21 protein-coding genes are annotated in these 24,049 nt (G+C 65.9%); 9 read left to right on the top strand and 12 right to left on the bottom strand.

The window, feature by feature from the left end; all coding sequences use genetic code 11:
* Positions 1 to 83 precede the first annotated feature (83 nt).
* From BN1959_RS07965 to BN1959_RS07955, 3 genes are read right to left on the bottom strand one after another with little or no spacing between them, the layout of a single operon-like run.
* Entirely contained in the window at positions 84 to 3,536 is a 3,453-nt protein-coding gene (locus BN1959_RS07965) for an ATP-dependent helicase (RefSeq protein ID WP_053948150.1), read from the bottom strand.
* Positions 3,533 to 4,438 (bottom strand): RecB family exonuclease, encoded by a 906-nt coding sequence (locus BN1959_RS07960; RefSeq protein ID WP_053948149.1) that lies wholly within the window; start codon positions 4,436 to 4,438, stop codon positions 3,533 to 3,535. Before BN1959_RS07960 ends, BN1959_RS07965 begins: the two co-directional genes overlap by 4 nt.
* Complete coding sequence (locus BN1959_RS07955; RefSeq protein WP_394325251.1) at positions 4,435 to 6,543, bottom strand: DNA helicase UvrD; 2,109 nt, start codon at positions 6,541 to 6,543, stop codon at positions 4,435 to 4,437. The genes BN1959_RS07960 and BN1959_RS07955 overlap by 4 nt, the downstream gene beginning before the upstream one ends.
* 213 nt (positions 6,544 to 6,756) lie before the next feature.
* Between BN1959_RS07955 and BN1959_RS07950 the strand changes: the two genes are divergently transcribed.
* A complete protein-coding gene (locus tag BN1959_RS07950) occupies positions 6,757 to 8,064 on the top strand; it encodes a PD-(D/E)XK nuclease family protein (RefSeq protein ID WP_053948147.1) in 1,308 nt (435 codons plus the stop codon).
* Between the two features lie 146 nt (positions 8,065 to 8,210).
* On the opposite strand, the gene BN1959_RS07945 is transcribed toward BN1959_RS07950, so the two are convergent.
* The gene (locus BN1959_RS07945; protein WP_154018248.1) at positions 8,211 to 9,005 is read right to left on the bottom strand and encodes a hypothetical protein; all 795 of its coding nucleotides are present in this window, start codon (positions 9,003 to 9,005) and stop codon (positions 8,211 to 8,213) included.
* Positions 9,006 to 9,252: 247 nt separating this feature from the next.
* Here BN1959_RS07945 and BN1959_RS07940 point away from each other — a divergent pair, with 247 nt between their 5' ends.
* The 6 genes from BN1959_RS07940 to BN1959_RS07915 all read left to right on the top strand — a co-directional run bounded on the left by BN1959_RS07940 (position 9,253) and on the right by BN1959_RS07915 (position 16,005).
* On the top strand, positions 9,253 to 10,080 hold the full coding sequence (locus BN1959_RS07940; RefSeq protein ID WP_053947945.1) for an IS5 family transposase: 828 nt from the start codon (positions 9,253 to 9,255) through the stop codon (positions 10,078 to 10,080).
* A gap of 527 nt (positions 10,081 to 10,607) precedes the next feature.
* Positions 10,608 to 11,042, top strand: coding sequence for a cytidine deaminase (locus BN1959_RS07935; protein ID WP_053948145.1), 435 nt, complete (start codon positions 10,608 to 10,610; stop codon positions 11,040 to 11,042).
* A gap of 67 nt (positions 11,043 to 11,109) precedes the next feature.
* Positions 11,110 to 11,910, top strand: a complete 801-nt coding sequence (locus BN1959_RS07930; protein WP_053948144.1) for an aldo/keto reductase — start codon at positions 11,110 to 11,112, stop codon at positions 11,908 to 11,910.
* 88 nt (positions 11,911 to 11,998) lie between these two features.
* Positions 11,999 to 13,840 carry an SLC13 family permease gene (locus BN1959_RS07925; protein ID WP_053948143.1) on the top strand — a complete coding sequence of 614 codons (1,842 nt, stop codon included), beginning with the start codon at positions 11,999 to 12,001 and terminating at the stop codon, positions 13,838 to 13,840.
* Positions 13,841 to 13,926: 86 nt separating this feature from the next.
* Positions 13,927 to 15,564, top strand: a complete 1,638-nt coding sequence (locus tag BN1959_RS07920; RefSeq protein WP_053948142.1) for a thiamine pyrophosphate-binding protein — start codon at positions 13,927 to 13,929, stop codon at positions 15,562 to 15,564.
* Between the two features lie 48 nt (positions 15,565 to 15,612).
* A complete protein-coding gene (locus BN1959_RS07915; RefSeq protein WP_053948141.1) occupies positions 15,613 to 16,005 on the top strand; it encodes a hypothetical protein in 393 nt (130 codons plus the stop codon).
* A gap of 15 nt (positions 16,006 to 16,020) precedes the next feature.
* On the opposite strand, the gene BN1959_RS07910 is transcribed toward BN1959_RS07915, so the two are convergent.
* Positions 16,021 to 17,106 (bottom strand): putative sulfate/molybdate transporter, encoded by a 1,086-nt coding sequence (locus BN1959_RS07910; protein WP_053948140.1) that lies wholly within the window; start codon positions 17,104 to 17,106, stop codon positions 16,021 to 16,023.
* 132 nt (positions 17,107 to 17,238) lie between these two features.
* Positions 17,239 to 17,949, bottom strand: coding sequence for a DICT sensory domain-containing protein (locus BN1959_RS07905; protein ID WP_053948139.1), 711 nt, complete (start codon positions 17,947 to 17,949; stop codon positions 17,239 to 17,241).
* A 196-nt stretch (positions 17,950 to 18,145) separates the two neighbouring features.
* On the opposite strand from BN1959_RS07905, the gene BN1959_RS07900 reads away from it, so the two are divergent.
* On the top strand, positions 18,146 to 19,225 hold the full coding sequence (locus BN1959_RS07900) for a hypothetical protein (protein ID WP_053948138.1): 1,080 nt from the start codon (positions 18,146 to 18,148) through the stop codon (positions 19,223 to 19,225).
* On the opposite strand, the gene BN1959_RS07895 is transcribed toward BN1959_RS07900, so the two are convergent.
* Positions 19,222 to 19,422, bottom strand: a complete 201-nt coding sequence (locus BN1959_RS07895) for a heavy-metal-associated domain-containing protein (RefSeq protein ID WP_053948137.1) — start codon at positions 19,420 to 19,422, stop codon at positions 19,222 to 19,224. The two genes, BN1959_RS07900 and BN1959_RS07895, sit on opposite strands and share 4 nt — an antisense overlap.
* 78 nt (positions 19,423 to 19,500) lie before the next feature.
* On the bottom strand, positions 19,501 to 19,845 hold the full coding sequence (locus BN1959_RS07890; RefSeq protein WP_053948136.1) for a cupin domain-containing protein: 345 nt from the start codon (positions 19,843 to 19,845) through the stop codon (positions 19,501 to 19,503).
* A gap of 157 nt (positions 19,846 to 20,002) precedes the next feature.
* Between BN1959_RS07890 and BN1959_RS07885 the strand changes: the two genes are divergently transcribed.
* Positions 20,003 to 20,350 (top strand): hypothetical protein, encoded by a 348-nt coding sequence (locus BN1959_RS07885; RefSeq protein WP_053948135.1) that lies wholly within the window; start codon positions 20,003 to 20,005, stop codon positions 20,348 to 20,350.
* Positions 20,351 to 20,360: 10 nt separating this feature from the next.
* Here BN1959_RS07885 and fer read toward each other — a convergent pair whose 3' ends face one another.
* From fer to BN1959_RS07865, 4 genes are all read right to left on the bottom strand, one after another.
* Positions 20,361 to 21,008 (bottom strand): ferredoxin Fer, encoded by a 648-nt coding sequence (fer, locus tag BN1959_RS07880; protein WP_053948134.1) that lies wholly within the window; start codon positions 21,006 to 21,008, stop codon positions 20,361 to 20,363.
* Between the two features lie 218 nt (positions 21,009 to 21,226).
* Entirely contained in the window at positions 21,227 to 22,135 is a 909-nt protein-coding gene (locus BN1959_RS07875; protein ID WP_053948133.1) for a hypothetical protein, read from the bottom strand.
* Positions 22,136 to 22,183: 48 nt separating this feature from the next.
* Positions 22,184 to 23,023, bottom strand: coding sequence for a class I SAM-dependent methyltransferase (locus BN1959_RS07870; RefSeq protein ID WP_053949349.1), 840 nt, complete (start codon positions 23,021 to 23,023; stop codon positions 22,184 to 22,186).
* 66 nt (positions 23,024 to 23,089) lie between these two features.
* The gene (locus tag BN1959_RS07865; RefSeq protein WP_053948132.1) at positions 23,090 to 23,923 is read right to left on the bottom strand and encodes a hypothetical protein; all 834 of its coding nucleotides are present in this window, start codon (positions 23,921 to 23,923) and stop codon (positions 23,090 to 23,092) included.
* Positions 23,924 to 24,049 lie beyond the last annotated feature (126 nt).

Here is a 24,049-nt window from a genome sequence, read left to right as displayed (position 1 = left end):
GGGTATTCTGGAATACCCAATTTTTGACTACCATATCTGGGTATCGTTGTAGTCAAAAAAGAGAGGGAGAACGATGATACTGCTTACTCCTCGAACCAAGGAGCAACCCTGAACGAATCCGGTGCGCAGTCGAGTTGGTTATGATGGCACCACCGACAATGCTCGCCGTCGGTATACTGATCGAACGAAAACTCTCTGATCTCGTTCATCGACGCCGTCACGTCGTCCCTAACCGCTTCTAGCTCGTCGGCGTTGAACGTTCGCGTCTCAACCTTCGGTCCGATATCGCCGACGTAGGCGTACCCCGCCCGTCGAACGGGCTCGTCGTACAGGTCACGGCACGCTAACAGGTAGATCGGGAGTTGCTTATCGTCCTCCAAGTCGCGGTGCCGTTCGGTCGCCTTGTAGTCGATGACGAGAAGCTCGTCGTCCGGCGTTCGATACACGGCGTCGATGTACCCGACGAGTTCGTGCCCGTCGATGTCGAGTTCGAACTCTCGCTCTGCGTCGATGATATCGTAATCAGGGAGGTCTAACTCGAAGTACCGGTCGATACACTGTTTCGCCGCCGGGAGCGCGTCTTCAGCTCGGCGCTGACTGGCGAGCCGCTCGCAAATCTCGTCCCACCCCTCCTGCTGGTCCACGCCCTGCTTCCCAGCTTGTTCTGCAGTGTCGTGGAACAGCACGCCGATCTCACGTTGAGACACCCCGCTTCCCGCATCACTCGTGGCCTCCCGGTGATCGGGGAACGCGTTGACCACGTAGTCCAGATAGTGACTGCGCGGGCATTCTTCGTAGGCTGCCAGTGACGTGTAGCTGTGTGAGAGCGACGGCGACGGTGCCGACGGTCCGGTCAACGACGAAACCTGAAGTGTCTCCAACTCGGTACTCGGAGAGAGGTCGCCGTTCAGGGTGGCTGTTGCGAGATCGACCACGCGGTCGCGTGCCTGCTCAACCGCGAGTTCTTCCCCCTCGTGATTGATGCTCCCGCCAATGTGCCCGACAGTCTCACTCGCCAGCGTATCAGTCCAGTCTCCGGCGTCATCCGGGAGACACTCCTGCACATCAGTCCAGAGCGGGAGCTGCCCGCGCGCTGGCTGCCACGGGATCCGAGGTGGCAGAACCTCATCGACGGCCTCTGAAATCGGGTGCACGTCCGCAGCATCGTCGTCGTCATCGGAACCGCCCTGGAGGACGAGGACATCTTCCGCGCGAGTGATTCCGACGTGGAACACGCGCCGGGTTTCACGCGCGTCACGCTCGACGAAGTCGTCGGCGAACGCCGTCTCCGGCCCGTCGGACAGGCTCGTTTCGAACGCGTCGTAGGTGCGTGAACTCGGTGCCCACTCGTCGGCCGTGATCTGCGGGATGAGGACGACCGGGAAATCCAGGCCCTTGCTCTTGTGGATGGTCGTGACGTTGACCGCGTCGTCGGCGACATCCGGCTGGCTCGTCGGGGAGGAGCCGCTCTCGTCGAACAGTGAGTCGTAGTGTTCGAGCGAGTCGATGAACTCCGGGGTGAGCGGCGGTTGGACCGTACTGTCCCCGTACTGTTCGATGACGTCCTCCAGCTGGGCGAGGTCACGGCGTTCCTGCTCGGTCAGGTACCACTCAATGTTCGTGATGTCCGAAAGTTCGCGGTACAAGTGGCTGAGTGATGCCGAGTTCCGAAGTTCGAGGAGTTCCGTCACGTGTTCGCGGGCCTCGGCGACACGGTCAGGTTCTTCAAACTCGTCGAGCGGCGTCTCCCGCAGTGTATCCACGAGTGGCTCGTCGCCCGCGTTGAGGCTGCGGAGATCGGCGTCGCACAGTCGGTACCGCATCAAGAGGACGCGGTTCCAACTGACTTCGTCGTCGAGTCGTGCGAGCGCCTTCAGGTAAGCGGTGACGGTTCCGACCCCAACTGATTCCGTGGCCAGATCACCAGCAACCTGATACGGGATTCCGGCATCCTCGAATTCCTCAATGACCGGCGTCGCGTGGTCGTTCTTCCGAACGAGTAACGCGATATCGCCCGGATCGTACGCCTGGTCAAGGTTGTCTGCTGCACCGCTCAACAGGTTCTGCACGACAGTGCGAAGTTGAGACGCACCATCCGCGTCGTCTTCCTCCGGCAGTTCCACGGTAGCAACGGTGTCCCCGTCGTACGCAGGTTCATCGACGCGTTTCAGTGTCTTGTGGCGTTCGCGGTGGTCGAGTTTCTGTATTGCTTCGTTCGCCAGGTCGAGGATCGGCTGTCGGGAGCGGAAGTTCTCCTCTAAGGGTTCGTCGGACAGCGCGTCGAAGGCCCGGTCGAGTTCGTCGGTGATGTTGGCGACGTGCGCGCCGCGCCACTCGTAGATCGCCTGGTCATCGTCACCAACGACGAACAGGTTGTCGTCGGTGACTAGCGACGTGACGAGGTCGAACTGCAGCCGATCTGTGTCCTGGAACTCGTCACAGAACACGTAATCCCACCGGTCAGCGATCTCCTCGCCGACCGGCGAATCCATCAGTGCGGCCGTCTCAACGACGAGGCCATCGAAGTCTATCAGGTTCCGCTCATCGAGTTCACGCTCGTACGCCGCGTATCCAGCCGTCAGGTCACGCGCGGTGAGGCAGTCCGAGACGAACGAGTCGAGATGATCGGTGAGTTCGAGGTTGAGATCACCTGGGATACCTGTCGGCGCACCACTTGCGTACCCGCCGAGCAAGTACTTCGGGAGTTTGTACGCGTTGTCCGGCAGTTCCCGATCACCGGACTGGTGTGCTTCGAATGCCGCTTCGAGTGCGTCGCAAAGCTTGACGAGCCGGTCGAGGAAGTCGCGTACACTGGCCTCAATACCGTCCGTCCCGAGCGCGTCGCGTTCGGCGACGAGGTCGGCACGCGCGTCTGGGAGCGAATCCAGCACGCTGGACACGGACCGGCCATTTAGATGGTCGCTGGCAATCGACTTGACACGCTCCGGGAGGTCGGCGAGGTCGTGCACGCGGTCAGCAGGCCCGAGGAACGCATCGATGTCCTCGGGCGTGATGCCGCTGCGTTTCATCGACCCGATGAAGTTCAGCAGCTTCGACGCCGCGCCGGACGCGTACCCGTCACCGCCGTACACGTTGGGTTTCACAGCCCGGTACTCGATGTCGTCCAGCACATCCAGCACGATGGCGTACTTCTCGGCGTCGGTGGCGACCTCGAAGTCCGGGTCGATACCGGCTTCGTACGCGTAGTCGGTGAGGATCTCGTTACAGATGGAGTGGTACGTGTACGCGTCGATGTCGTACCCGGCCGCGCCGAGTTTCGCGTTGAGTTTCTCTCGCATCGAGTCCGCCGCGTTGTTCGTGAACGTCAACGCAAGAATCCGATCCGGAGAGACGCCTTCCTCGTCGATGAGGTGCTCGATTTTCCGCACCATCGTGAACGTCTTCCCCGTCCCTGCGCCAGCCAGTACGCGCATCGGATACGCATCGGCGTCGATGATCGCCTGCTGTTGGGGTTCCGGGGAGACGTCTTCCTTCGGTTCCGGGTACCACGACGGGTACTCGGTGTCGCCGCTCATCGCTGCACCTCCGTGGACAGGCGGTCAGCGCACATCTCTCGGTAGTCGCAGTCCGGGCATGCTTCCTCGTTGATCAGGTCGAACGGGGCAGGCTCGAACGCCTCGCCAGTAATCCCGTCGTGAGCCTCGCGGATGAGTGCCCAAATCGTGTCGTAGTGCTCTTCGTAGATTCCCGTGGTTTCCCGCGGATACCCGCGGGCAGACACCTCGTACCCAGTGGAAGTGCTTTCGAACGACGTGCTGTTGAGCAGGCCGTAGAAACTGAACCGGACCTCCATCCCCTCCTCGTAGAACGGTTCGTTCTTCACGCCCTCGACGTACGTCGCCGTCTGGAACGCGTTCCGCACGCGTTTCGGCTCGTGCGCGTCGCCGTCGCGGTGATCGGCGAGGTACTCGGCGGTCCCAGAGGAGATGACGCCCCGCGTATTCCGTTTGTAGTCGAACACGTGGAGCCCGTCGTCGGTTCGGATGACGTTGTCAGCTTTCCCGTGCAGTGCCCGCCCGTCGCGCTCACACTCGACCCAGCACTCAGTCGCAACGGATCGACGTGCGTGTTCGATCCCGTCACCACCGTCCGGTGCGAAGAACGCCTCGATTGCTGCTCGGTTCTCCCGGCGCTGGTACTCCCTATGCGCGGTGGACTCGTAATCTTCCCGGACCGTGTGCTCGTCCCACTTCGCCGTGAACGTCTCCATCGCCCGCGCATGAATCGTCTCTGCTGCATCTTCAGGCGATGTCGCCTCGCAGACGTCCTCAATCACTTCGTGGTACATCGATCCTTGGTTCAAGTACAGTTCTGTCCGGTCCGGCGTGTTCACGTCCTGGACGTACCCGTACTCGTACTGCCGCGGGCACGCCGCGTACGTCGCCAACCGCGACGGGGACAAGGCTCGCCCGCTCATCGCCGCACCTCCCCGTTCGCCAGTTCAACACGCGCACGCAACGCCTTTCGAAGCGCGTCACCCCGCTCCCCACTCGCATCCAGCAACGCTTGGATCTCTCCGAGCTCTCCCTCCACCTCGTCAAGCGACACCGTCACGTCCTGACTGTTCGCGCGCCGCACCTCTGCCAGTGCGTCATCGACCCGTGACAGTAGATACTCCTCCGCTGCTTGCTCGCTCGTAATCGCCGGATCATCGGCGTCTGTCACCCACGGCACGTCGTCGTATGCGGCCGTGAGGAACCGCGACGCCTGCGCACGCTCTTCGAGCGCCGTGTCCTCATACTCGTACAGGCAACAGTACAGTCGCTCTGTCGCCGCACCAGCCCCGATTGCGAGGCGACGCCGCGCGTGCTCCGTGTGATACCGTGCGAACGGCCGGCTCGAAGCTGTGGACGTCGTCGGGAACGTCGCATCCACATCCGCTGCCTCAAGGTCCGTCACACCGGGGTAGTCCGGCATCGACGCGACCCGCTCTGTGGGGAACAACCGCGTCAGGAACGCGTCGCCCGGGTACTCACTGTCCACGAGATTCACGAGAAACACCGCGCGGAACGACTCGTTCTTGATCGCTTGCAAGTGATCGATCCGGACACCGCCGTCGAAATCCGTCGCGCTCGTCTGGTTCTGCTGAGGCGCGTACTCGTGAGCGCGTTCCAGCATCTCCCGGTACGACGCCCACGACGCGTCCACGAACTCAGTATCTTCAAGGAACGCCGCCATGCGGAACGCCCGCCGCACATTCCCAAACTGTGCACGAGCATCTAACGGCGACGCACGCTCTGCGATCCGAGCCTTCAACCCCGAATCCGTCGCCCACCACCGAACCGCATCCTCCAAGCTGTCCCTCTCGCCAGCACGGGCAACACGCTCCGGATCAAGCTCCGGCCCGCGATCCGACACTACAGCCTCATCCTCCTCGTCGGCTGCGAGATATCGAACGACAGCAAGGAGCTCCCGGATCGCCGGGTCGTCACCGAACCCCGTCACAGTCGTCGATTCCGCTGGCACTCCTGCGCGTTCAAGCGCCTCGATCGCGTCCGTCACCGTCCCCCCACTTTGCTTCGTGGCCACGGCGACGTCGTCGTACCCCCAGTCCCGCTGCCCGACAAGCTCCTCGATCTCGTTCGCTACCTCGGCGAGTTGCTCGTCACTGGCAGCCGTCGCAAGGACGGACACCGACCCTGATTCCGGGTCTTCCGGTACTGTTGCTTCAGCGAAGTAGGCTGCCGTGGCCGCTGGCCGCGACGACGGCGTCACCGACACCCCGCGCCGGGACTCACTGAACGACACGTACTCCGTCACCGGCCCCGGCTCGACCCACGTCCGTCGCACACTCGCGTTCTCTTCCGCGATACAGACCAGGTCACCGTCCCCGGCGAGCGCGTCGAGGTATGCGCGGTCGAGGAGAAAGAACTCCTCGAACTCGACTGCCAGCACCGCCTCGAAATCCACGACATCCTCGCGTGCATCCCCAGAGAGGACATCAAGTGCGTCGGAAATCAGTTGCCCGCGCTCCATGTGGTCGTGCTCGGCGAGCCACTCGTGGAACGCGTCAAGCGCAGCCGTGATGTCTCGGAGCTCCGGTGTCTCGTCTGGCGTGGTCATTTGCCAAGAGATCGTACCCATCACCGCATCCACGTCCTCGATGAACGACGGCTGCGCAGACGCCCGCTGGAGGTACTCCGTTTCCCACTCGTAATCTTCCAGGAACCGGTGGAGGAGTTCACGTCGCAGCGCGTCAGAAAGGATGACGCGGTCATCGGTCTGATTGAGGACATCCGTCGCATGCACCACAAGCGACGTTACGTACGGTGTCGCCGCGCCCGGAAGCTCCGCACCTAACGCCCCCTGGAACGTGTCGGTACTCGTCGGCGCACCCGTGACGACGAGCACATCCTCAGAATCGTGTTCGTCGAGGAGCGTTCGGTATTCCTCCCGCGCTGTCCGTTCGACGTTATCCGCGCCGAACGGTGTCGTGACTAAGGTCCCGTCGAATCGCCGATCAGCAGTAGATAGAGACACGTAATCGAACCTCGGACGGTCAAAACAGTTGAGAGGTGTCATGATAAGCCTGTTCCCGTCTACCATGTTCGAGTCGTCTCTTTTCGACTAGTGGAGTCGTTTCATCCGAGTTTGTCGCCAAAGCGCCTATACACCAGCCGAAATGTATCTCTGGATGATGGGATGAACGAGACAAACGAATTACGACGTGAGTTGGAGACGTTGACACGCCGGTGGGAGCAACTCACCGCCGTTCCTGAAACACCTCGGTCACTGATGGACGTGATCGAATACTCCCTGGGGTCACAGCAGAAAGCCGAGGTGTATATCAACCGGTTGTTCGCGTACTTCCTTGATCCGGACCAACCGCACGGAATGGAGGAGGAATTTCTCCGCGCGTTCCTCAATGGCTTGCCCGACACGTGTGGGTTCGATGAGGATCTCCATGATCTCTCGGATGTCGTCGTTGACGACCAAGTACGGCTCACGGAGCAAGTTGACGGAGACCCAGTGTCGTCAGGCTTTGTCGACTTGGTCGTCCAGGTTCCGAACGAGTGGTTCCTTCTGGTCGAACTCAAATTCTCTGCGGAGGACACGCAGACGGAGTTCTATCGCCAGGACGTCACGCACATCGACGATGTTCCGAAGGACGACTACGAGTCTGGCGCGTACTACCTCTATCTGCATCAAGCCGACCGCCCGGACGCGAACGACTCGGAATTCAGCAACTGGACGTGGACGAAGTTCGTCGACTCCGTCCTGACCGACTTCATCGTCGCCACCGCACCACGGTACCCGCAGCGAACGGTCGTACAGCTCTACGAATTCGCCGACGACATCCGATCCATCGCAGGCATGTCCGACCCAACAGACAACGTTGCCGAGAAAGTCGAACTGTACCTCGACCACTACGAGACCATCACCGACGTGACCGAGACGTTCGAAGACCAGTGGGAGACGTTCGCGCATAACTGGCCAACCCGACTTGCGAATCGCCTTGCATCGAACGGCTCAGGGGCAATCCTCTCGGACACAGACTACCACGTCCAGTTCGAGTGCCCGACCGACGGCGTCGGGAACTGGTGGTTCCGATCAACCAGTTCCGACTGGGGGATGCTGTTCAAGCACGGGTGGTGGCGACACACCGATGACCTCACCGACATTCGCCACGAGCGCCCCGACGACCGCAACGACGCCAGAATCGGATTCCACCACCGACTCGAAAACGACCGCGACCAAGCCCTTCGAGACAACACGCTCACCCTCTACTTCCGAAACATGGGCGCCAACGACCAATCCTTCATCGACGCGGTGTACGAGAAGTTCAATGCACAGGCCGATGCTATCGACACCGTTCTCCCGGCGACTGCCAATCGCACCGGGAATAAACGGAACATGATCGCTGCGACGTACGACATCACCCCTGACGACCACGATGACTTCTTCACAGCCTACATCGCTGCACTCGAAGACGCGTTCCGTGACTTAGTCGTCGAAAACCCGGAACTACTCTCGATCCTCGACGGCATTTACGCCGATGCTGTCGACGACGTCTACGACACCGACATCACCCCACCCAGATAATTCGGCAGTGAAAATATCTCTGTTATGTATCTGATGTCACCTTGCGGTAGGCGTACGCATCATCTGTTCCATATTCCGGAGCTCTCACAGGGTGATTTTCTAATTGTTTCCGAGCGTTGTCCAAGAGGTCTCTACGACTCAGGTCTTCAATACCCCGATAGTGATTCGTTTTCCTTACGTGCTTTTGCTGTCGTGGTCAGCACCCACTTGTTCGCAGCGTTGCGCCAGCCCATCGGCTCGTACGGACACCTTCGACTCACTTCGTCGCTCTCGGTGATTGCTGTAACCACGTCGTCGAACCGGACGATCTGCTCGATATGGTCTGTGGGGTTTGTAAGCGCGTCTTCGAGCGGTTGCTCGGCATCTAGTGCCGCGGAGGCGACTGCGCGAAACTTTGTCGGCACATCGTCGGCGTCTTCCTCGTCATCAGCCTCCGTCTCATCGGGCTCATCCGGGCCTGCCCCTTCGAGTTTTCCACCGTCAGCGACTGACTGAGTCTCGTCGTCGCCGGTGTCTTCGGATTCCAGCGCTCGGCTTTGTTGTTCCCGCAGGTCCTTAAGGAATCGCGAAATTTCTTCTTCGAGGAGAGGCAGCATCTCTTCATTGTCCGGGTCAAAGAACGCCCGTCCGGTCCGCTCATGTAGAATGAACTGACCGCCCCCTTGTGAGACTTCGCTGACAACGTTGATTTCCTCAAGATGATCAAGCAGCGTGTCTACACCGTATTCGAGCCGGCTGCCGAGGATTTCTTTGAGATCGCTCGTAGGGACCACTTGGTCGTTGGTCTCGAAATACTCGTTCGCGTAGAGCCAATTCGCGAGATTGACCATGCTGTCGCAACTGTCGAGATGGCCCTTCTCGTCGCGGATGTACTGTTCGAGTCGGTCAGTGTCGTCGGAATCGCTGGTACTCATTGTGTAGTGTGGTGGGTTCTCGATCACTACGGGCGGTTGTTCCTCGGCATGACTCCGGGTGCTGTTCAAGACGTGAGCGTCCACGGCACTGTGAGCGGAATCTTACCAGACTACGTCGTATTCCCAACAGCCTACTTCAGTGGAGGTGATAGCTAACCTTAATGGTTTTCCACACTGTTTCCCGTATTACTATTGTCGGCTCTGGTGAATCGCTATACTGCGGCGGGATAGGTCGTCAGTTCAAAGGAGTTGAAGCGGGAGACTGTCGATGCCTATGTCGAAAATCTCCCGCTTCACTCGCAAAACTGTGACGTTAGCTAAAAATGCTGTTGGTGGCCGAGGCGAAGTCGCCGCCCCCGAAGGGGGTGGCGGCTTCGCCGACTACGCCGTCGTTTCGCTTCACTGTCTCCGGATTTACTTGGCGAAACCGTATCGTGAAGCGCTTGATCTCTTGAGCGAGATGCCGCATATTTTGGCCGAGATCGGCCTCGAAGAGGGCGATCTCCCGCATCACTCCACGCTTGTGAAGGCGTTTGATAGGTTAGAGATGAAGATCTGGCGGGTGCTCCTGCGCCTTTCGTCGCAGCTGCACGACACCGCCGATCACGCCGCAATGGACGCGACGTTTTTCGACCGCGAAACTGCCAGCAAGCACTACTGTCGCCGGACGAATTACCGCGTTCAAACGCTCAAAGCGACTGCGCTCGTTGATACGAAAACGCAAGCTGTGCTCGACGTTCACTGTACGACTGAGAAGCGCCACGACACGCAGATCGGCTGGCAACTCGCCCGCCGCAACGCGGGCGAGATTGCCAGCCTCGCCGCTGACAAAGGCTACGATTGGCAGCAATTGCGCAAGAAATTGCGCGAAGAGGGCGTGAGACCGCTGATCAAGCACCGCGAGTTCCGACCCATCGATTGCGCGCATAACGCGCGCATCGATGGGTCTCTATACGGCCAAAGAGCACTGTCTGAGACCGTCTTCTCGACGATTAAGCGCACGCTCGGCCACGCGGTGCGTGCCCGAGCGTGGTACCGCGAATTTCGTGAGATCGTCCTGATGTGTGCGGTCCACAACATCAAGCGATCCGTGAAACAGTGAAACGAAACGCCTTCTGGCGATTCACCAGAGCCGTTTGGTGGGCTCTTTTGCCAGAGGTTAGCGGAGTATCGACGGTTGCTAACGGAACAGCAACCGCGACAGTAGTTTGACTGATGATTACGGGAACCGCAACAGCGACAGCGCCTCGGTCGTAGACCACTTGCGACCGCACCGCTCCGCACAGCCCACGAACCTCCCCAGCCGACTCGGTCGCAACCGCTCCCTCGTCCCTCGCGCTGGTCGCGCCCCGTCGGGCGCTCCTGCTTCGCGCCGACAGCCACCGCGGTGCGGTAGCGGGGCGGTGGACGCCTCGCGCTCGCCAGCGGTCGGCGAGCGCGGGGGGAGAGATGGTGACTCGGGGCTGTGCCGGGCCTCGTGCCCGGCACCCTGCGGTCACCAGTTGCCAAGGATAGATCTGCTGTTGCGGTTGCTGTCTACGGTGCTGTCCCGATCAATCACGTATCCCACAGGCGCCGCCCAGACGCGTTTGGAGAAAGCACTTACCCACTCTCCCCGACCCGAACCACATGGACACGGCCCCACTCACCGACGCCGACGAGTCCCTCCACGACAGAGCCGTCCGGGTGAATCGCGAGGCGTTCGACCCCGAGTTCTTCGACGGCGGCCACGTCGTCGCCGCGGCGGTGCGCACCGCCGACGGATCGGTGTACGACGGCGTCAGCCTCCCGACTAGCGTCGGCCGCGTCTCCGCCTGCGCCGAGCAGGGGGCGGTGAGCGCGGCGATCGGCGACGGCCACGCACACGACGAGATCGACGCCTGCGTCGCCGTCTCCCACCCGCTTCCGAGCCACGACGCGGAGGACCACCGCGTCGTCCCGCCCTGCGGCGCCTGTCGGGAGCTCCTCGTGGACTACAACCCCGAGATGCGGGTGGTCGTCCCCGTCGACGGGGAGAACCGAATCGCTCGTGCGACCGATCTCCTCCCAGTCAGGACGTGGTAACGGATCGGGAAAATCCGCCGCGACAGGGAGTTCTTTACGCCGTCGCTCCCAGTTCCCCGCCACAGCCATGAGTCTCGACCTTCCCGACATCGGCCTCGGCACCTCCGGCACGAAGGGCCACGAGTGCGCCGACGCGGTCGCCACGGCGCTCGACGCCGGCTACCGCTTCGTCGACACCGCACAGATGTACGACAACGAGCCCGCGGTCGGTGCGGGGATTCGCCTCTCCGAGGTCGACCGCGAGGACGTGCTCCTCGCGAGCAAGATCCTCCCGGACAACCTCGGCTACGAGGACGCCAAACGCACGAGCCGGGAGAGCCTGGAACGGCTGAGCGTCGACGAACTCGACCTGCTGTACGTCCACTGGCCGACAGGCGCGTACGACCCCGAAGAGAGCCTCCGCGCGCTGCAGGAACTCCAGGACGAGGGTGTGACCCGCAACGTCGCGGTGTCGAACTTCACGCCCGAACTGCTTGACGAGGCCCGCGAGATCCTCGACAGCGATATCGCCGCTCATCAGGTCGAGTGCCACCCGCTGCTCCCGCAGGACGAGCTCCGGGAGTACGCCGCCGAGCACGACCACACTCTCGTCGGGTACTGTCCGCTCGGACAGGGGGAGATCTTCGATACGCCCGAACTGCAGACGGTCGCCGACCGTCACGACACCACACCCGCGGCAGTCTGTATCGCGTGGGCGGTCGAGAAGGAGGCGCTGGTGCCGATCCCGAAGTCCGCGACGCCGGAGCACATCCGCGCGAACTACGAGGCCGCGAGCCTCGACCTGACAGAGGAGGATATGGCGACGATCGACGGGATCGAGGCGGAGGAGCGACTGATCGACCCCGACGGCGCGGCGTGGAACCAGTAGGGGGTCGGTCTCCCCACCGACCGGCCCCTCTGCGAAGCTGAGCAGTCCAAAGGATACAGTCAAGGGAGTCACCTCCATCGTGGCCCGTATGGCTCTTTTCGAACTGTCCGGCGCGGCGATCGTCTTCCTCCTCATCGTCGCCGTGCTCGTGGCGTTCGTCACCGAAGTCGTCCCCAACGACGTGACCGCGATCGCCGTCGTCGCCGCCCTCGTCGTGCTCGAACCGTGGACCGGCGTCGGTGCCCGGGGGGCGATCTCCGGCTTCGCGAACCCGGCGACGGTCACCATCATCGCGATGTACATGCTCAGCGCCGGCGTGCAGGCGACGGGGATCGTCGAACGGCTGGGGATCTACCTCGCTGACTTCACCGCCGGCAAGGAGTTCCGTGCGCTCGTCGCGACGGTCTGTACCACCGGTCCCATCGCCGGCTTCGTGAACAACACGCCCGTCGTGGCGGTGTTCATCCCGATGGTAACCGATCTCGCCGAGAAGACGGAGCTTAGCCCGTCGAAGCTCCTGCTGCCGCTGTCCTACGCCGCCATCCTCGGCGGCACGCTAACGCTGATCGGTACGTCGACCAACATCCTCGCGAGCGACTTCGCCCGGATCCTCATCGACGGCCGCGACGGGATCGGGATGTTCGAGTTCACCGGGCTCGGCGCCGTGCTGCTGGCGGTCGGCACCGTCTACCTGCTGACGGTCGGCTGGCGGCTCACGCCCGCACGAGTGCCCGTCGACAGCGACCCTGTGACCGAGTTCGACCTCGACAACTACCTCACGCTGCTGGAGGTCACCGATGACTCCCCCGCCGTCGGCGCGACCGTCGACGCGTTCGACGAGGGGTACCCCGACGTTCGCGTGCTGCAGGCCCGCCGCGACGGCGAGGCGTACGCCGGCGCCCACTCCGATCGCGTCCTCGACGTCGGCGACAGCCTCGTCGTCCACGGCTCGCTGCAGGCGGTCAATCAGTTCCGCGAGGCCGCCGCGCTGAACCACCGCTCCCGCGAATCGGTGACCGAGGACACGTTCGAGTCGGCGGCGACCGACGGGACGCTCGCGAAAGCCGTCGTCCCGGACCAGTCGAGCTACGTCGGCGAGACGGTCGCCGAAACCGGGCTCCGCGACTACCACGAGACCACGGTGCTGGCGATCCGGCGTGGCGGCGACCTGCTCAGGACCGAACTCGACGGGACGACGCTACAGGCGGGCGATCTACTGCTGCTCCGGACGACCCCAGCGTCGATCCGCTACTTCACCGACACGGCCGACCTCGTCGTCGCCGACGAGCGGGCCGTCGACCGACTGGCGGCGGCAGATGCCGACGAGGTCGCGCCGCTCTCCCCGAAGACGCCGATCGCAGTCGGAATTCTCGCGGGCGTCGTCGGCGTCGCCGCGCTGGACCTGCTCCCGATCGTCATCGCGGCGCTGGCCGGCGTCGTCGCGATGGTCGTTACGGGCTGTCTCACGACCGCCGATGCCTACGACGCCGTCTCTTGGAACGTGATCTTCCTGCTCGCGGGCGTGATACCGTTGGGGCTCGCGCTGGAGTCGACCGGCGGTGCGGCGACGATCGCCGAGTTCCTCGTCGCGCTGGACGCCGTCCTCCCGACGCTGGGGGTACTGTTCGCGCTCTACTTACTTGCGGGGCTGCTCGCGAGCGTCATCACGCCGGTCGCGACCGCGGTGCTGTTGATCCCCGTCGGCGTCGATGCCGCGGCCCGCATGGGCGCAAACGAGTTCGCGTTCCTGCTCGCCGTGATGTTCGCCTCCGCCACCTCGTTCATGACTCCCGTGGGCTATCAGACGAACCTGATGGTCTACGGCCCGGGCGGCTACGAGTTCGCCGACTTCCTCCGGGTGGGTGGCCCGCTCCAGTTCCTGCTCGCCGTCACGGCGACGGTCGGGATCGCCGTCGGCTGGGGCGTCTGAGGCGCCGACGCGACCGATTCAGTCCGCCCCGGCGCCGGCGCCCGGAGTGAGATACAGTTTTCCCCTCGCCGCCCCCCACACCGACTATGACACTCGCCGCCGCCGTGATCGACCGACTCGTCGAGCACGGCATCGACACCGTGTTCGGGATCCCCGGCAAGCAGACCCTGCCGCTGAACGAGGCCGTCGACGGCCGCGACGACGTGCAGTTCGTGATGGCGCGCCACGAGACCGCCGTCTCCCAGCAAGCGTGGGGGTACGCCGAGACCTCGGGCCGCCCCGCCGCCACCGTCGTCGTCCCCGGGCCCGGCGACATGAACGCGATGAACGGGCTGAAGAACGCGTACAACGACAACACGCCGCTGATCCACATCGCCGTCGAGACCGACCCCGAGGTGCGGGGGCGCGACGGCATCCACGAGACGCCGCCGGAGACGTACGACACTGTCACCAAAGCCAACCGCGTGGTGAAGAACCCCGACGGCGTGCTCGCCGAGGTCGAGCGCGCGGTCGAGACGGCGACGACGGCGCCGAAGGGGCCAGTCCGGCTCGGCATTCCCAAATCCTACCTCCCTACCGGGGCGCCCGAGGGCGGCGTCGCAGGGACCGACATCGGGCAGCCCGAGGCGCCGCCCGCGGCGACGGTCGCCGACGCGGCCGCGGTCCTCGGCGGCGCCGACGCGCCGGTCGTGATCGCCGGCGGCGGCGTGCGGAGCGCCGGCGCCAGCGAGGAGCTGCTCGCGTTCGCCGAGCGCTACGACGCGCCCGTGCTGACGACGTACAAGGGGAAGGGCGTGATCCCGGAGGACCACCCGCTCTCGGCAGGTGTGCTCTGTGGTGCGACCACGCCGGAGATGCACGAGTACGTCGCCGAGGCCGACGCGGCGCTCGCCGTCGGGACCGATTTCGACGAGCTGGTCACCCGCGGGCGGACCCTCGAAGTGCCGGACGCGCTGGTCCACGTCACGCTCTCTCCGGACGACCTCGGAACGAACTACGAGCCCGCGGTCGGGATCGTCGCCGACGCGAAACCGACGCTCGCGGCGCTGACAGCCGAGATCACTCCGGGCGACCACGACGCCAGGACGGTCACGGACCGCCTCCGGGCGTCGGTCGCCCGCCGGGTCGACGAGCTCGTCGACGGTGAGCCGCCGCTGAGCTCGCCGGGCGCGCTGCGAGCCGTCCGTGCGGCGGTGCCCGACGACGCGATCGTCGCCGCCGACGCCGGCGGCTTCCGCATCTGGGCGCTCGCGACGTTCCCGGCGGCGGGGCCACGCTCCTACGTGAACCCGGGCTCGTGGGCGACGATGGGGACCGGCCTCCCCTCGGCGCTGGGCGCACAGGCCGCCAACCCCGACAGCGACGTGGTCGCGCTGGCGGGCGACGGCGGGCTGATGATGGCGATCCACGAGCTCCACACCGCCGCAGCCGAGGAGCTACCCGTGACGACGGTCGTGTTCCGCAACGAGGACTACGCGATCATCAGCGACGGCGCCGAGCGCGAGCACGGCCTCCCGAAGGGGACGTACGCGTGGGGCGACTCACCGATCGACTTCGTCGCGCTCGCGGAGTCGATGGGCGTGGCGGCCGCCCGCGCCGCGACACCGGCCGAGATCCGCGAGGCCGTTGCCGAGGCGCTCGAGGCCGACGAGCCGCGGCTGGTCGAGGTGCCGACCGACCCCGACGAGCCACAGGCCAGCGACTACCTGACGCGATCGGAGTGAGGAGGTTCCGCCGGCAGACCTAACAGGCGGACGCGCCTCCGACTCGGTATGAGTACGACAGGCGGAACTGACGACCCCTCGCTCGCGATCCGTGCGGTGTGGTTCCTGCTCGTCGGGTGGTGGGCGACGGGGATCTGGCTCGGCGTCGCGTGGTTCCTGAACGTCACGATCGTCGGCCTCCCGCTGGGGATCAAGATGATCAACGCGACGCCGAAGGTGCTCTCGCTGAAGGAACGCGACTTCGTTGACAAGACGGGGAGCCCGGGCCAGCAGCAGTACGGCCTGCTCGTTCGTGGCGTCTACTTCGTGTTCGTGGGTTGGTGGGCAAGCGGCGTCTGGATGTCCATCGCCTACGCGTTCACGCTGAGCATCGTCGGCATCCCGATCGCGGTCGTGATGTACAACAAACTGCCGTTCGTGGTGTCGCTGTACGAGTACTGACGCTCGATTCTCGCGTCACAGCAGTCGCTCTCGCGCGACCCACCACGCGACCCCGGCGAGGAACGCGACGCCGACGTTCGTGAGCAGACCGAGCGCGCCGACGGCGAGCGTGGTGGGGAGGTGATCGGTGCCCAGCGCCGACCGGCCGAGTTCGACCGCGACCAGCGCGAGCACCACGCCCAGCACCGCCATCGGGAACGCCGTCACGACCGCGGTTCCCAGCGCCGCGACGCCGTAGAGCCCGCCGAGCATGACGTTCGAGCCCGCGGTCCGGGCGCCGAAGGCGTACTTCCCGGCGACGCCGCCGCTGCCGTGACACATCGGCAGCGCGCCGAACGGCACCGCCGCGAGGTTCATCGCCCCCATGCTGGACGCGAGCTCGTCGGGCGTCACGTCGGCGTCGTAGTACTCCGAGAGCAGCAGCGCGGTCGCGACGGCGGCGTTACCGACGGTCATCGCCAACTGCGCGGCCGTCGCTTCGGCGGCTGAACGAGTGAGCCCGCTCGGGCCGGGGAGCGCGAGCCCGACGGTCGGAAGCGTCGGCTGTGGAACACCGGTGCCCGCCAACGCGATCGCCAGCCCCACCCCGAGCACGACCAGCGCGCTCGCGCGGCGGTAGCCCGCGGCGACGACGACCGCGGCCGCGACGACGCCGGCCAGCGCGAACGTCGGGTCGCCGAGGCTCAGCTCCACGCCGGTCTGGAGCAGGAGCAGCGCGACCGCCAGCTGGATGCCGCGGGTGACGGGCTCGCCGACGTACCGCGCGACCCGGCCGAGCGCGCCCGTCGTCCCGACGCCGAGCAGGACGACGCCGGCGAGCAGCCCGGCGATCGCGAGCTCGTCGGCGCCGAGCGTGCCGGCAATAGCCAACGCCGCCAGCGCCTTCATCGGCTCGACGGAGATCGGCAGCCCGTACCGGAGCCCCCAGACGATCTGGAACGCGCCGAACCCCAGCAGCATCCGCGAAAGCGACAGCTCCGTGAGCGCGCCGACCGCCACGACGATGGGGAGTACAGTAACCGAATCCCCTAACGCTCCGGTCAGCTCGTCGACGGAGAACGAAACGGCGTCCGTGGCGCCCGGGTACCGTGTTCCGTCCACTACGACGTCTCTCGGGAGATGGGCGTATCAACCTTTCCGATGGGGCATATCGGCGCCACGGCGGCGGAACCGATATCGGTTTCAAAAAGCGACTCACGTTGTCGGTCGTGGAACCGGGCTCGGCCGGGCCGGCTACGCGATCGCCGACGCCATCGCCGTCCGGATCCGCTCGACCATCGCCTCGTCGTTCGTCCAGAACCCGGTGAACCCCTCACCGGGGCGTTCCTTGCCGACGAGCCCGGACGCCTGCGTCCGGTCGGAGCCGCCGTCGAACGCGAGCACCCAGTAGGGCGCCAGCCGCTCGTCCTCGTGTGCGTGGTAGTGGATCCCCGAATCCTCCGGCGGCGTCCAGTCGTCGACGCCGTGGACGTGGACGTCCAGTGCGGTTTCGGCCACGATCTGTTCGTACACCTCCTGCTGGGATTTGAACATCGACAGCCGCTGGAAGCTGACGTGGAGGGTGCCGTCGCCGACGCGGCGGGCGCGGTCCTCGATCTCCCGGCTCACCGCGAGTAGCTCCCGCCGACTGATCGAGGTGAACACGGTGCCGGCGAGCGCGTCGAAGAACCCCCGGTGGCCAGCCGAGAGCGCTTCCCGGGCGGTGGGCGGCTCGATCGGCGGTTCGAGCAGCCGTTCGACCTCCGCGAGGTCGAGCACGCCAACGAACTCCCCGTTCCGCTCGACGACGAGGAACGGCCGCGGGATCCCCTCGGGGAGCGGCCGGTGGGCCACGTCCACGTTGTGGTTCCGGAACCAGTCCGCCGCCGCCGTCTCGGGATCGTCGGAGTGGATGACGAACTGGTGATCGCTCGATCGGGCGTCGGCGAGCAGGCTGTCGAGCATGGCTACCGGCCTCCTACACGGTCGTTCCGTGCTCGGTTGGGGGGCATCTGTTCTCCAGAGAGTTACGAGCGCGAACCAGTATAGTACTTCTGTACGATCTGATCTCCCGCGGTCGGCTCCGGCCCCGTTGGGAGCCACCGATCGCGCTCCGCCCTCGCGACGAAGCACCTATGCCGGCGGGCGGCAACGCCGAACTATGCAACTCGCCGTACTGGGCGTCGGCGGCGCGGGCGGTCGGGTGGCCGCCCGGCTCGCCGCCGCGGAGCCCGACGACCGGCCGTACGTCGCGACCGTCGCCGTCTTCGACACCGACCCCGAGGCGCTCGCCGACATCGACGTGCCACAGGAGCGCCGGCACGCGTTCGGGACGACCTCGCGGTCCACGGGGGACGCCGCGGCCGTGCGTGCGGCCGCGGAGGCGAACGTCCGCGAACTCAGCCACGCGGCCACCGACGCCGTCCCCTCGACGGTCGACGGCGTGCTCGTCACCGTCGGTGTCGGCGGCGCGACCGGCGCGGGCGCCGCGCCGGTGCTGGTCGACACGCTCCGGGAGACGATCGAGGTACCGGTCTACGCGCTGACCGTACTCCCAGCACCCGAGGAGGAGGGCGTCGTTTCGAACGCGCGTGCCGGCCTGCGCGGCCTCGAAGCGACCGTCGATACGCAGCTACTGTTCGACAACGGGAGCCTCGACGCGCCCCCGGAGCGCCCGGCCGACGCGGAGGCTGCCGACGCCTACGCCGACGCGAACGGGACGATCGCCGAGTGGGTCCCAGCGCTGTTCGGCGCCGGCGAGGCGGCCGACGGCGCCGCGGTCGGCGAGAGCGTCGTCGACGCCAGCGAGATCATCGCGACGCTGGGCGAGGGTGGGTACGCGACCATGGGCTACTGGCGCCAGCAGGTCCGCGAGAAGCCGTCGCTGTTCGATCGCCTGCGCTCGAAGACGGAGTCGCCCGACGAGATCGAGAGCTACAGCACGATCGAGACCGCCGTCCAGCGCTCGCTGTTCCGCCAGCGCTCCGCTGGCGGCGATCTCTCGCGGGCGACGCGGGCGCTGCTGGTGACGATGGGGCCGCCAGAGTGGCTCAACCGCGAGGCGATCGCCGACGCCCGACGGACGCTCGACGAGACGATCGGCGGCGGCGCGGTCCGCGGCGGTGACGCGCCGATGGAGGACGGACTCCATCTCACGGTGCTGTCGGTCTGTGCCGGGATGGACCGCCCCGACCGGGTCGTCTCGCTGATCGAGGCGTCGTCACCGGCGAACGAGGATTAACCGAGAACGGTGTAGCCGGCGTCTTCGATCGCGTCGGCGACGGCGTCGCCGTCGACATCACCCTCGATCTCGACGGTGTCGGTCGTGTTGTCGGCCTCGACGGACTCGGTGCCCTCAAGCGCCGCGACTGCGGACTCGACCGTCTCCTCACAGCTGCCACACGCCATTCCTTCGACGGAGATCGTCTCCTGTGCCATAGCTGGTCGTTGGGCGGGGACGCCCGAGAACGTTACGACCGGGGCAGTCGGCGCGCCAGACTCCACGGAATCTCCGGACTACTCCCGGTCGGTCCAGAACTCGAAGCCGCGGCCGGGCGCGAACACGTCGAGCCCGACCGCGCGCTCGTCGGTCTCGTTTTCGACGCGGTGGGACTCCCACGCCTCGAGGTGGACCGAGTCGTTCTCCGAGAGCGTCACCGACTCCGCCTCGGTGTGGACGGTGAGCTCGCCTTCGAGACAGACACAGACCTGCTCGTTCTCGTGGTCGTGCATCGGCGAGGAGTGCCCCGGCGGCTTCTCGAACCACTCGAAAGTGAACTGCTCGCTGCCGGCGAGGGCGCGGCGCTGCCACCCCTCGTCGGGCTCGTACGTCTCGGCCTCGTCGAACGCCACGTACTCCATACCCGTCCGATGGGCGAGGGGGCACATCACCTTTCCGCGTCGCTACCGTGTGGCGACGGCTCCCGGAAATCACCCGCCTCGTTCACTTTCGCCGTATCCTTCACTTTCACTCCGGGGATGGCTCACTCCCTTTACCCTGCGCTCCCCACAGTGATGTATGGCTACGCGAACGCGCACGACGACGCCGTTCGACGCGCTCGTCCGGGCGCTGCGCCCGCGAACTCCCGACGTGTCCGTCCGGAAACGGACCGCCGACCTGCTGTACGACGCGGACGTCGGGAACCGCACGCTGATCGGCGTGCTTTCGGGCGCCGAGGAGGCGGTGTACTACTCGACGCGAACGCGCTGTGTCGCCGCCGTCCCCATCACCGACGTTGGGCCGAACCTCGGCGGCGCCCGACCGCTGGGACAGGCCGTCGACGATCCGAACCGCGCGTTCGAACACGTGGACGGAGAGTGGGCGTGGACGAACCCGGAACTCGCCGGGCGACCGCTGGCTCACTGATCACGACCGCTCAGAAGCGTTGGGAGGGGAGCCGGAGCTCGTCCAGCCCCGGGAGGTGTTTCACGTTGTACACCACCTGCAGCTCGTCGCTTCGCGGCCGGCAGAGACAGGAGAGCCGGATCCCCTCGTCGACCATTCCGTCCGGGAGCACGTGGCTGTCGGCCATCTCGACCTCGCCCTCGCGTACCAACACCGCACAGTTCGCACAGGCGCCGCCCCGGCAGGCGTACGGCCACGCGAACCCACAGCGCTCGGCCGCCTCCAGCAGCGTCTCCTCGCGGTCGACCAGCAGGCGGCCGTACTCTCCCGGTTCGAGGTCGGCGTTCGACGCCATCTCGAACAGGTCGTCGTCGTCGATCTCCCAGCCGTGGTCCGCCAGCACCTCGAAGTCGAGGTACTCCATCCGCGCGGTGCCCGGCGGCGGCCCCTGGTCCTCGGCCGCGGTCGGCTCCGTCGCGGCCGTCGACTCGGCCGACCCGTCGTCGGCCACCTCGACGGTACCGTTCCGGATCGAGGCGTAGGCTTGCTGGACCCGCATGAACTCCTCACGGGACCCACCCTGATCGGGGTGGGCCTCCTTCACGCGCTCCCGATACGCTCGGGAGACGTCGGACTCGTCGGCGTCGGTTTCGACGCCCAGAACGTCGAACGGGTCCACACGCCGGCTTGCAGGTCCGCGGAGTTAAGCGGAGCGAAACCGGGGTCCGGCCGGCCGTCACAGAGCTGTGTGTCGGCCGTCCATCGCGGCTGTCGTGTGCCGCGCTGCTCAGTCGTCCATCGCGGCTGACAGCGTGCCGCGATGCTCAGTCGTCCATCGTGGCTGACAGCGTGCCGCGATGCTCAGTCGTCCATCGTGGCTGTCGTGTGCCGCGCTGCTCAGCGATCCTCGTCCACGGGTGCTAGCTCGCCGCCGTCCGGCGCGTCCGCGGAGTCGTCCCGCGGCTCGTCGACGATCCGAGCGTACGCCTCCCTGGCGGGGGCTCTCCGGGTGTCCGCCGCCAGCACGGCGTCACGAACCTCGCGGGCGCTCGCCGGATCGACGCCGGCGAGGCGCCACGGGTCGTCCTCCGTGTCGGCGTCGCCGTCACCGACGTGCGTTTCCTCCGCGTCGCTCTCCGCGACGATCTCGGCGTCGGTTCGGACGCTCTCGGGGAGGGAGCTCGACCCCCCGTCCTCTGTGTTGTCGCTCCCTCCGACTGGTGGATAGACGCCCGATTCAGGCGCGTCGGATGTCGTCTCCGGCTCGTCGCCGCCGGAGAACACGGCACCCTCCCGGGCGGTCTCCTCGGGATCGGGCCACTCCTCGTCGCTCGCTTCGAGCGTCGGGCCGGTGCTGGCGTCGCTCTGTCCGACATCCAGCGCGTCGACGATGCGGTCCCTCGTTGTCTCGACGCGCTCGGCGTCGGCGTGGCCGGCGGCGGGCTCGTAGTTCTCGACGCGAACGTCGAGCACCTCGGTCGCGAGCTGGTGGAACGCCACCATCGACTTCACCGCGGTCTCGAACTGTCGCTCGCGCTTCTCCTCCAGGGCGCCGTACTCCGACTCGCGGATCGCGTCGAGTTCGTCGAGCGCCTCGTCCAGCGTCGACGCCAGTCGGTCGGTAGTCTCGCGGAGCGCCGCGACCTCCTCGCTGAGCTCGTCGAGGCGGTCGTCGGCGGTCGCGCCGTTGTTGCCCGCGGTCCGGTCCTCCAAGCGATCGAGCCGTGCTTCCAGTTCGGCGATCCGGTCGCGTTCTTCGGGTGGCTCCTCGGTCCCCCCGTCGTCCCCCTTCGTTTCCCGGGTCACGCCACGCCGTACTTCAGCCGGACGTATAACGGTACGCCCGACGGCCGATCACACCCTCGCCACGGCGAGCATGTGGCCCGAGAGGTCGGCGACGCCGGGATCGCCACGCAGCGCCGCGACGCTCTCCCGGATCGCCTCGCGGTGGTCGTCGCCGAGCGCGTCGAACTCGTCCCGACGCTGGGAGGCGACGCTCTCCAGCCCGGTCACGGTGTGCACCGTCAGTCCGGCGTGCTGGAGCAGTTCGCGGAGTTCGTTGGCTCGGAACAGATGCATCGGCGGGCCGGACGGGTCGAGGCCGAACGCCTCGAGCAGGTCGGCGTCGTAGTCGCCGGTCCGGGCGAGCCGGGGCAGGAGCTCGGTCTCGTCGACCTCCGGGTCGACCCGGCCAGCCATCCGGGCGATGGTCTGGAGTGCGGCCAGCCGTCCCATCACCGAGACGAACACCGGGCCGCCCGGCGCTGTCACGCGGTGTAGTTCCGCGGCCGCGGTCCGCCGCTCCCCCGCGTCGAGGACGTGCGAGAGCGGGCCACCGAGACAGAGCGTCGCGTCGAAGCTGTCTGCCGCCGCCGCGAGATCGCGCACGTCGCCGGTCCGGGCTGTCACCGCGTCCGCGACACCGTGCTCGGCGGCGTTCTCCCGGGCGAGCGTGACCTGTTCGGCGCTCGGGTCGACGAGCGTCACCTCGTACCCTCGCTCGGCGAGTTCGACGCTGTAACGGCCGGCGCCGCCGCCCGCGTCGAGGACCTCCCCCGACTCGGGCAGGTGGCGTTCGAGGTAGTGCCACGTCTCGTCGTGTTCCAGTTCGCCGTAGAGATCGCGATCGAGCCGCTCCCACTCGCTTTCGCCGTACTCGTCGTAGTACGCTTCGGGCGTGAACTCCTCGGGCATACGCTCGTCGTCGGGCGCCGTCCCCATCCCGCTACCGATGCGACAGGCGGACTGTCTGACTGCGAGCTACCGGCCGATGCCGCAGCCCGACACCGTCTCGCAGTCGAGTCCTTCCGCCTCCAGCGCGTCGATGAACTCGTTCATTCCGATCGCGTCGCTAGCGATGTGGCCGGTGACAACGAGGTTCTTCCCCTCGCCGCCGTACTCCTCCTGCAGTTCGGCGGTGTCACCCGCGCCGACGTGGATGTACAGCACCGTATCGACGCCGTTGTCGAAGTAGGCGCTGGCCACGTCGCTGCCGCCGTTGGTGCCGGCGGCGTGGTGGATCGCGACCTCGCCCAGATCGTTCTCCCGATCGCCGACGCGCAGTTCCACGTCGGTGATCGCCTCGTCGATCTCCGGGATCTCGCCCAGCGCATCCGCAAACGCGCCGACGGTCGCGTCGTCGTCCAGGTCGTCGGCGATCTCGCGGAACCGCCGCCGGCCGAGTTCGTCCGGCGCGAGGTGGACGTTCATGTACGGCTGGCCGAGATGCTCGGCGATGCTGGGGTCGTGACGGTAGTTCGCGCTGTGGCCCGCGTGCTCCATCCCCGAGATGATCGACGACGCCGCTTCTTCGGCCCGCTTCTCCGGGACGCCGTGGTCGGTCATGAACTCGATCTGCTTGTCGAGTACGGGCGCGAAGTTCACCCGCGGGTCGCCGCCCGGCGGGTGGTGGGCGAGGACGAGGTCGTACCCCTCGTTGTGGGCCAGCTGGATCTCCGGCGATTCGAGGTCGATCCCCACCAGCGCGGTTTCGAGCTCCTCGCCCGGAACGTGGATCCCGCTGTCGGCCGGCACCTCGTCCCAGTCGACGAGGTCAAGGCTGATCTCCATGATCTCGGAAGTCGAGAGTGCCATGGGCTCTCTCCCCACGGTGGTAGTGAAAAACTCCCGAAGCCGGCACGGACCACCGGAACGCGGCGCGGTCGACCGCGAAATCGGCAATCCGGGCATCAGTCGACAGCGCCTTTTCGGACCCTTCCG

This window comes from Halolamina sediminis (assembly GCF_001282785.1).
GTDB classification, from domain to species: Archaea; Halobacteriota; Halobacteria; order Halobacteriales; family Haloferacaceae; genus Halolamina; species Halolamina sediminis.
The sequence above is the reverse complement of the archived record's forward strand: the minus strand, read 5'-3'. Positions and strand labels throughout refer to the sequence as shown.

Coding starts and splice junctions, on each gene's coding strand:
- BN1959_RS07930 (WP_053948144.1), top strand. CDS start 11,110: ATGAGTCTCGACCTTCCCGACATCGGCCTCGGCACCTCCGGCACGAAG.
- BN1959_RS07870 (WP_053949349.1), bottom strand. CDS start 23,023: ATGCCCGAGGAGTTCACGCCCGAAGCGTACTACGACGAGTACGGCGAA.
- BN1959_RS07960 (WP_053948149.1), bottom strand. CDS start 4,438: ATGAGCGGGCGAGCCTTGTCCCCGTCGCGGTTGGCGACGTACGCGGCG.
- BN1959_RS07865 (WP_053948132.1), bottom strand. CDS start 23,923: ATGGCACTCTCGACTTCCGAGATCATGGAGATCAGCCTTGACCTCGTC.
- BN1959_RS07965 (WP_053948150.1), bottom strand. CDS start 3,536: ATGAGCGGCGACACCGAGTACCCGTCGTGGTACCCGGAACCGAAGGAA.
- BN1959_RS07955 (WP_394325251.1), bottom strand. CDS start 6,543: ATGACACCTCTCAACTGTTTTGACCGTCCGAGGTTCGATTACGTGTCT.
- BN1959_RS07935 (WP_053948145.1), top strand. CDS start 10,608: ATGGACACGGCCCCACTCACCGACGCCGACGAGTCCCTCCACGACAGA.
- BN1959_RS07885 (WP_053948135.1), top strand. CDS start 20,003: ATGGCTACGCGAACGCGCACGACGACGCCGTTCGACGCGCTCGTCCGG.
- BN1959_RS07900 (WP_053948138.1), top strand. CDS start 18,146: ATGCAACTCGCCGTACTGGGCGTCGGCGGCGCGGGCGGTCGGGTGGCC.
- BN1959_RS07950 (WP_053948147.1), top strand. CDS start 6,757: ATGGACGTGATCGAATACTCCCTGGGGTCACAGCAGAAAGCCGAGGTG.
- BN1959_RS07905 (WP_053948139.1), bottom strand. CDS start 17,949: ATGCTCGACAGCCTGCTCGCCGACGCCCGATCGAGCGATCACCAGTTC.
- BN1959_RS07895 (WP_053948137.1), bottom strand. CDS start 19,422: ATGGCACAGGAGACGATCTCCGTCGAAGGAATGGCGTGTGGCAGCTGT.
- BN1959_RS07915 (WP_053948141.1), top strand. CDS start 15,613: ATGAGTACGACAGGCGGAACTGACGACCCCTCGCTCGCGATCCGTGCG.
- BN1959_RS07920 (WP_053948142.1), top strand. CDS start 13,927: ATGACACTCGCCGCCGCCGTGATCGACCGACTCGTCGAGCACGGCATC.
- BN1959_RS07890 (WP_053948136.1), bottom strand. CDS start 19,845: ATGGAGTACGTGGCGTTCGACGAGGCCGAGACGTACGAGCCCGACGAG.
- BN1959_RS07925 (WP_053948143.1), top strand. CDS start 11,999: ATGGCTCTTTTCGAACTGTCCGGCGCGGCGATCGTCTTCCTCCTCATC.
- BN1959_RS07940 (WP_053947945.1), top strand. CDS start 9,253: ATGTCGAAAATCTCCCGCTTCACTCGCAAAACTGTGACGTTAGCTAAA.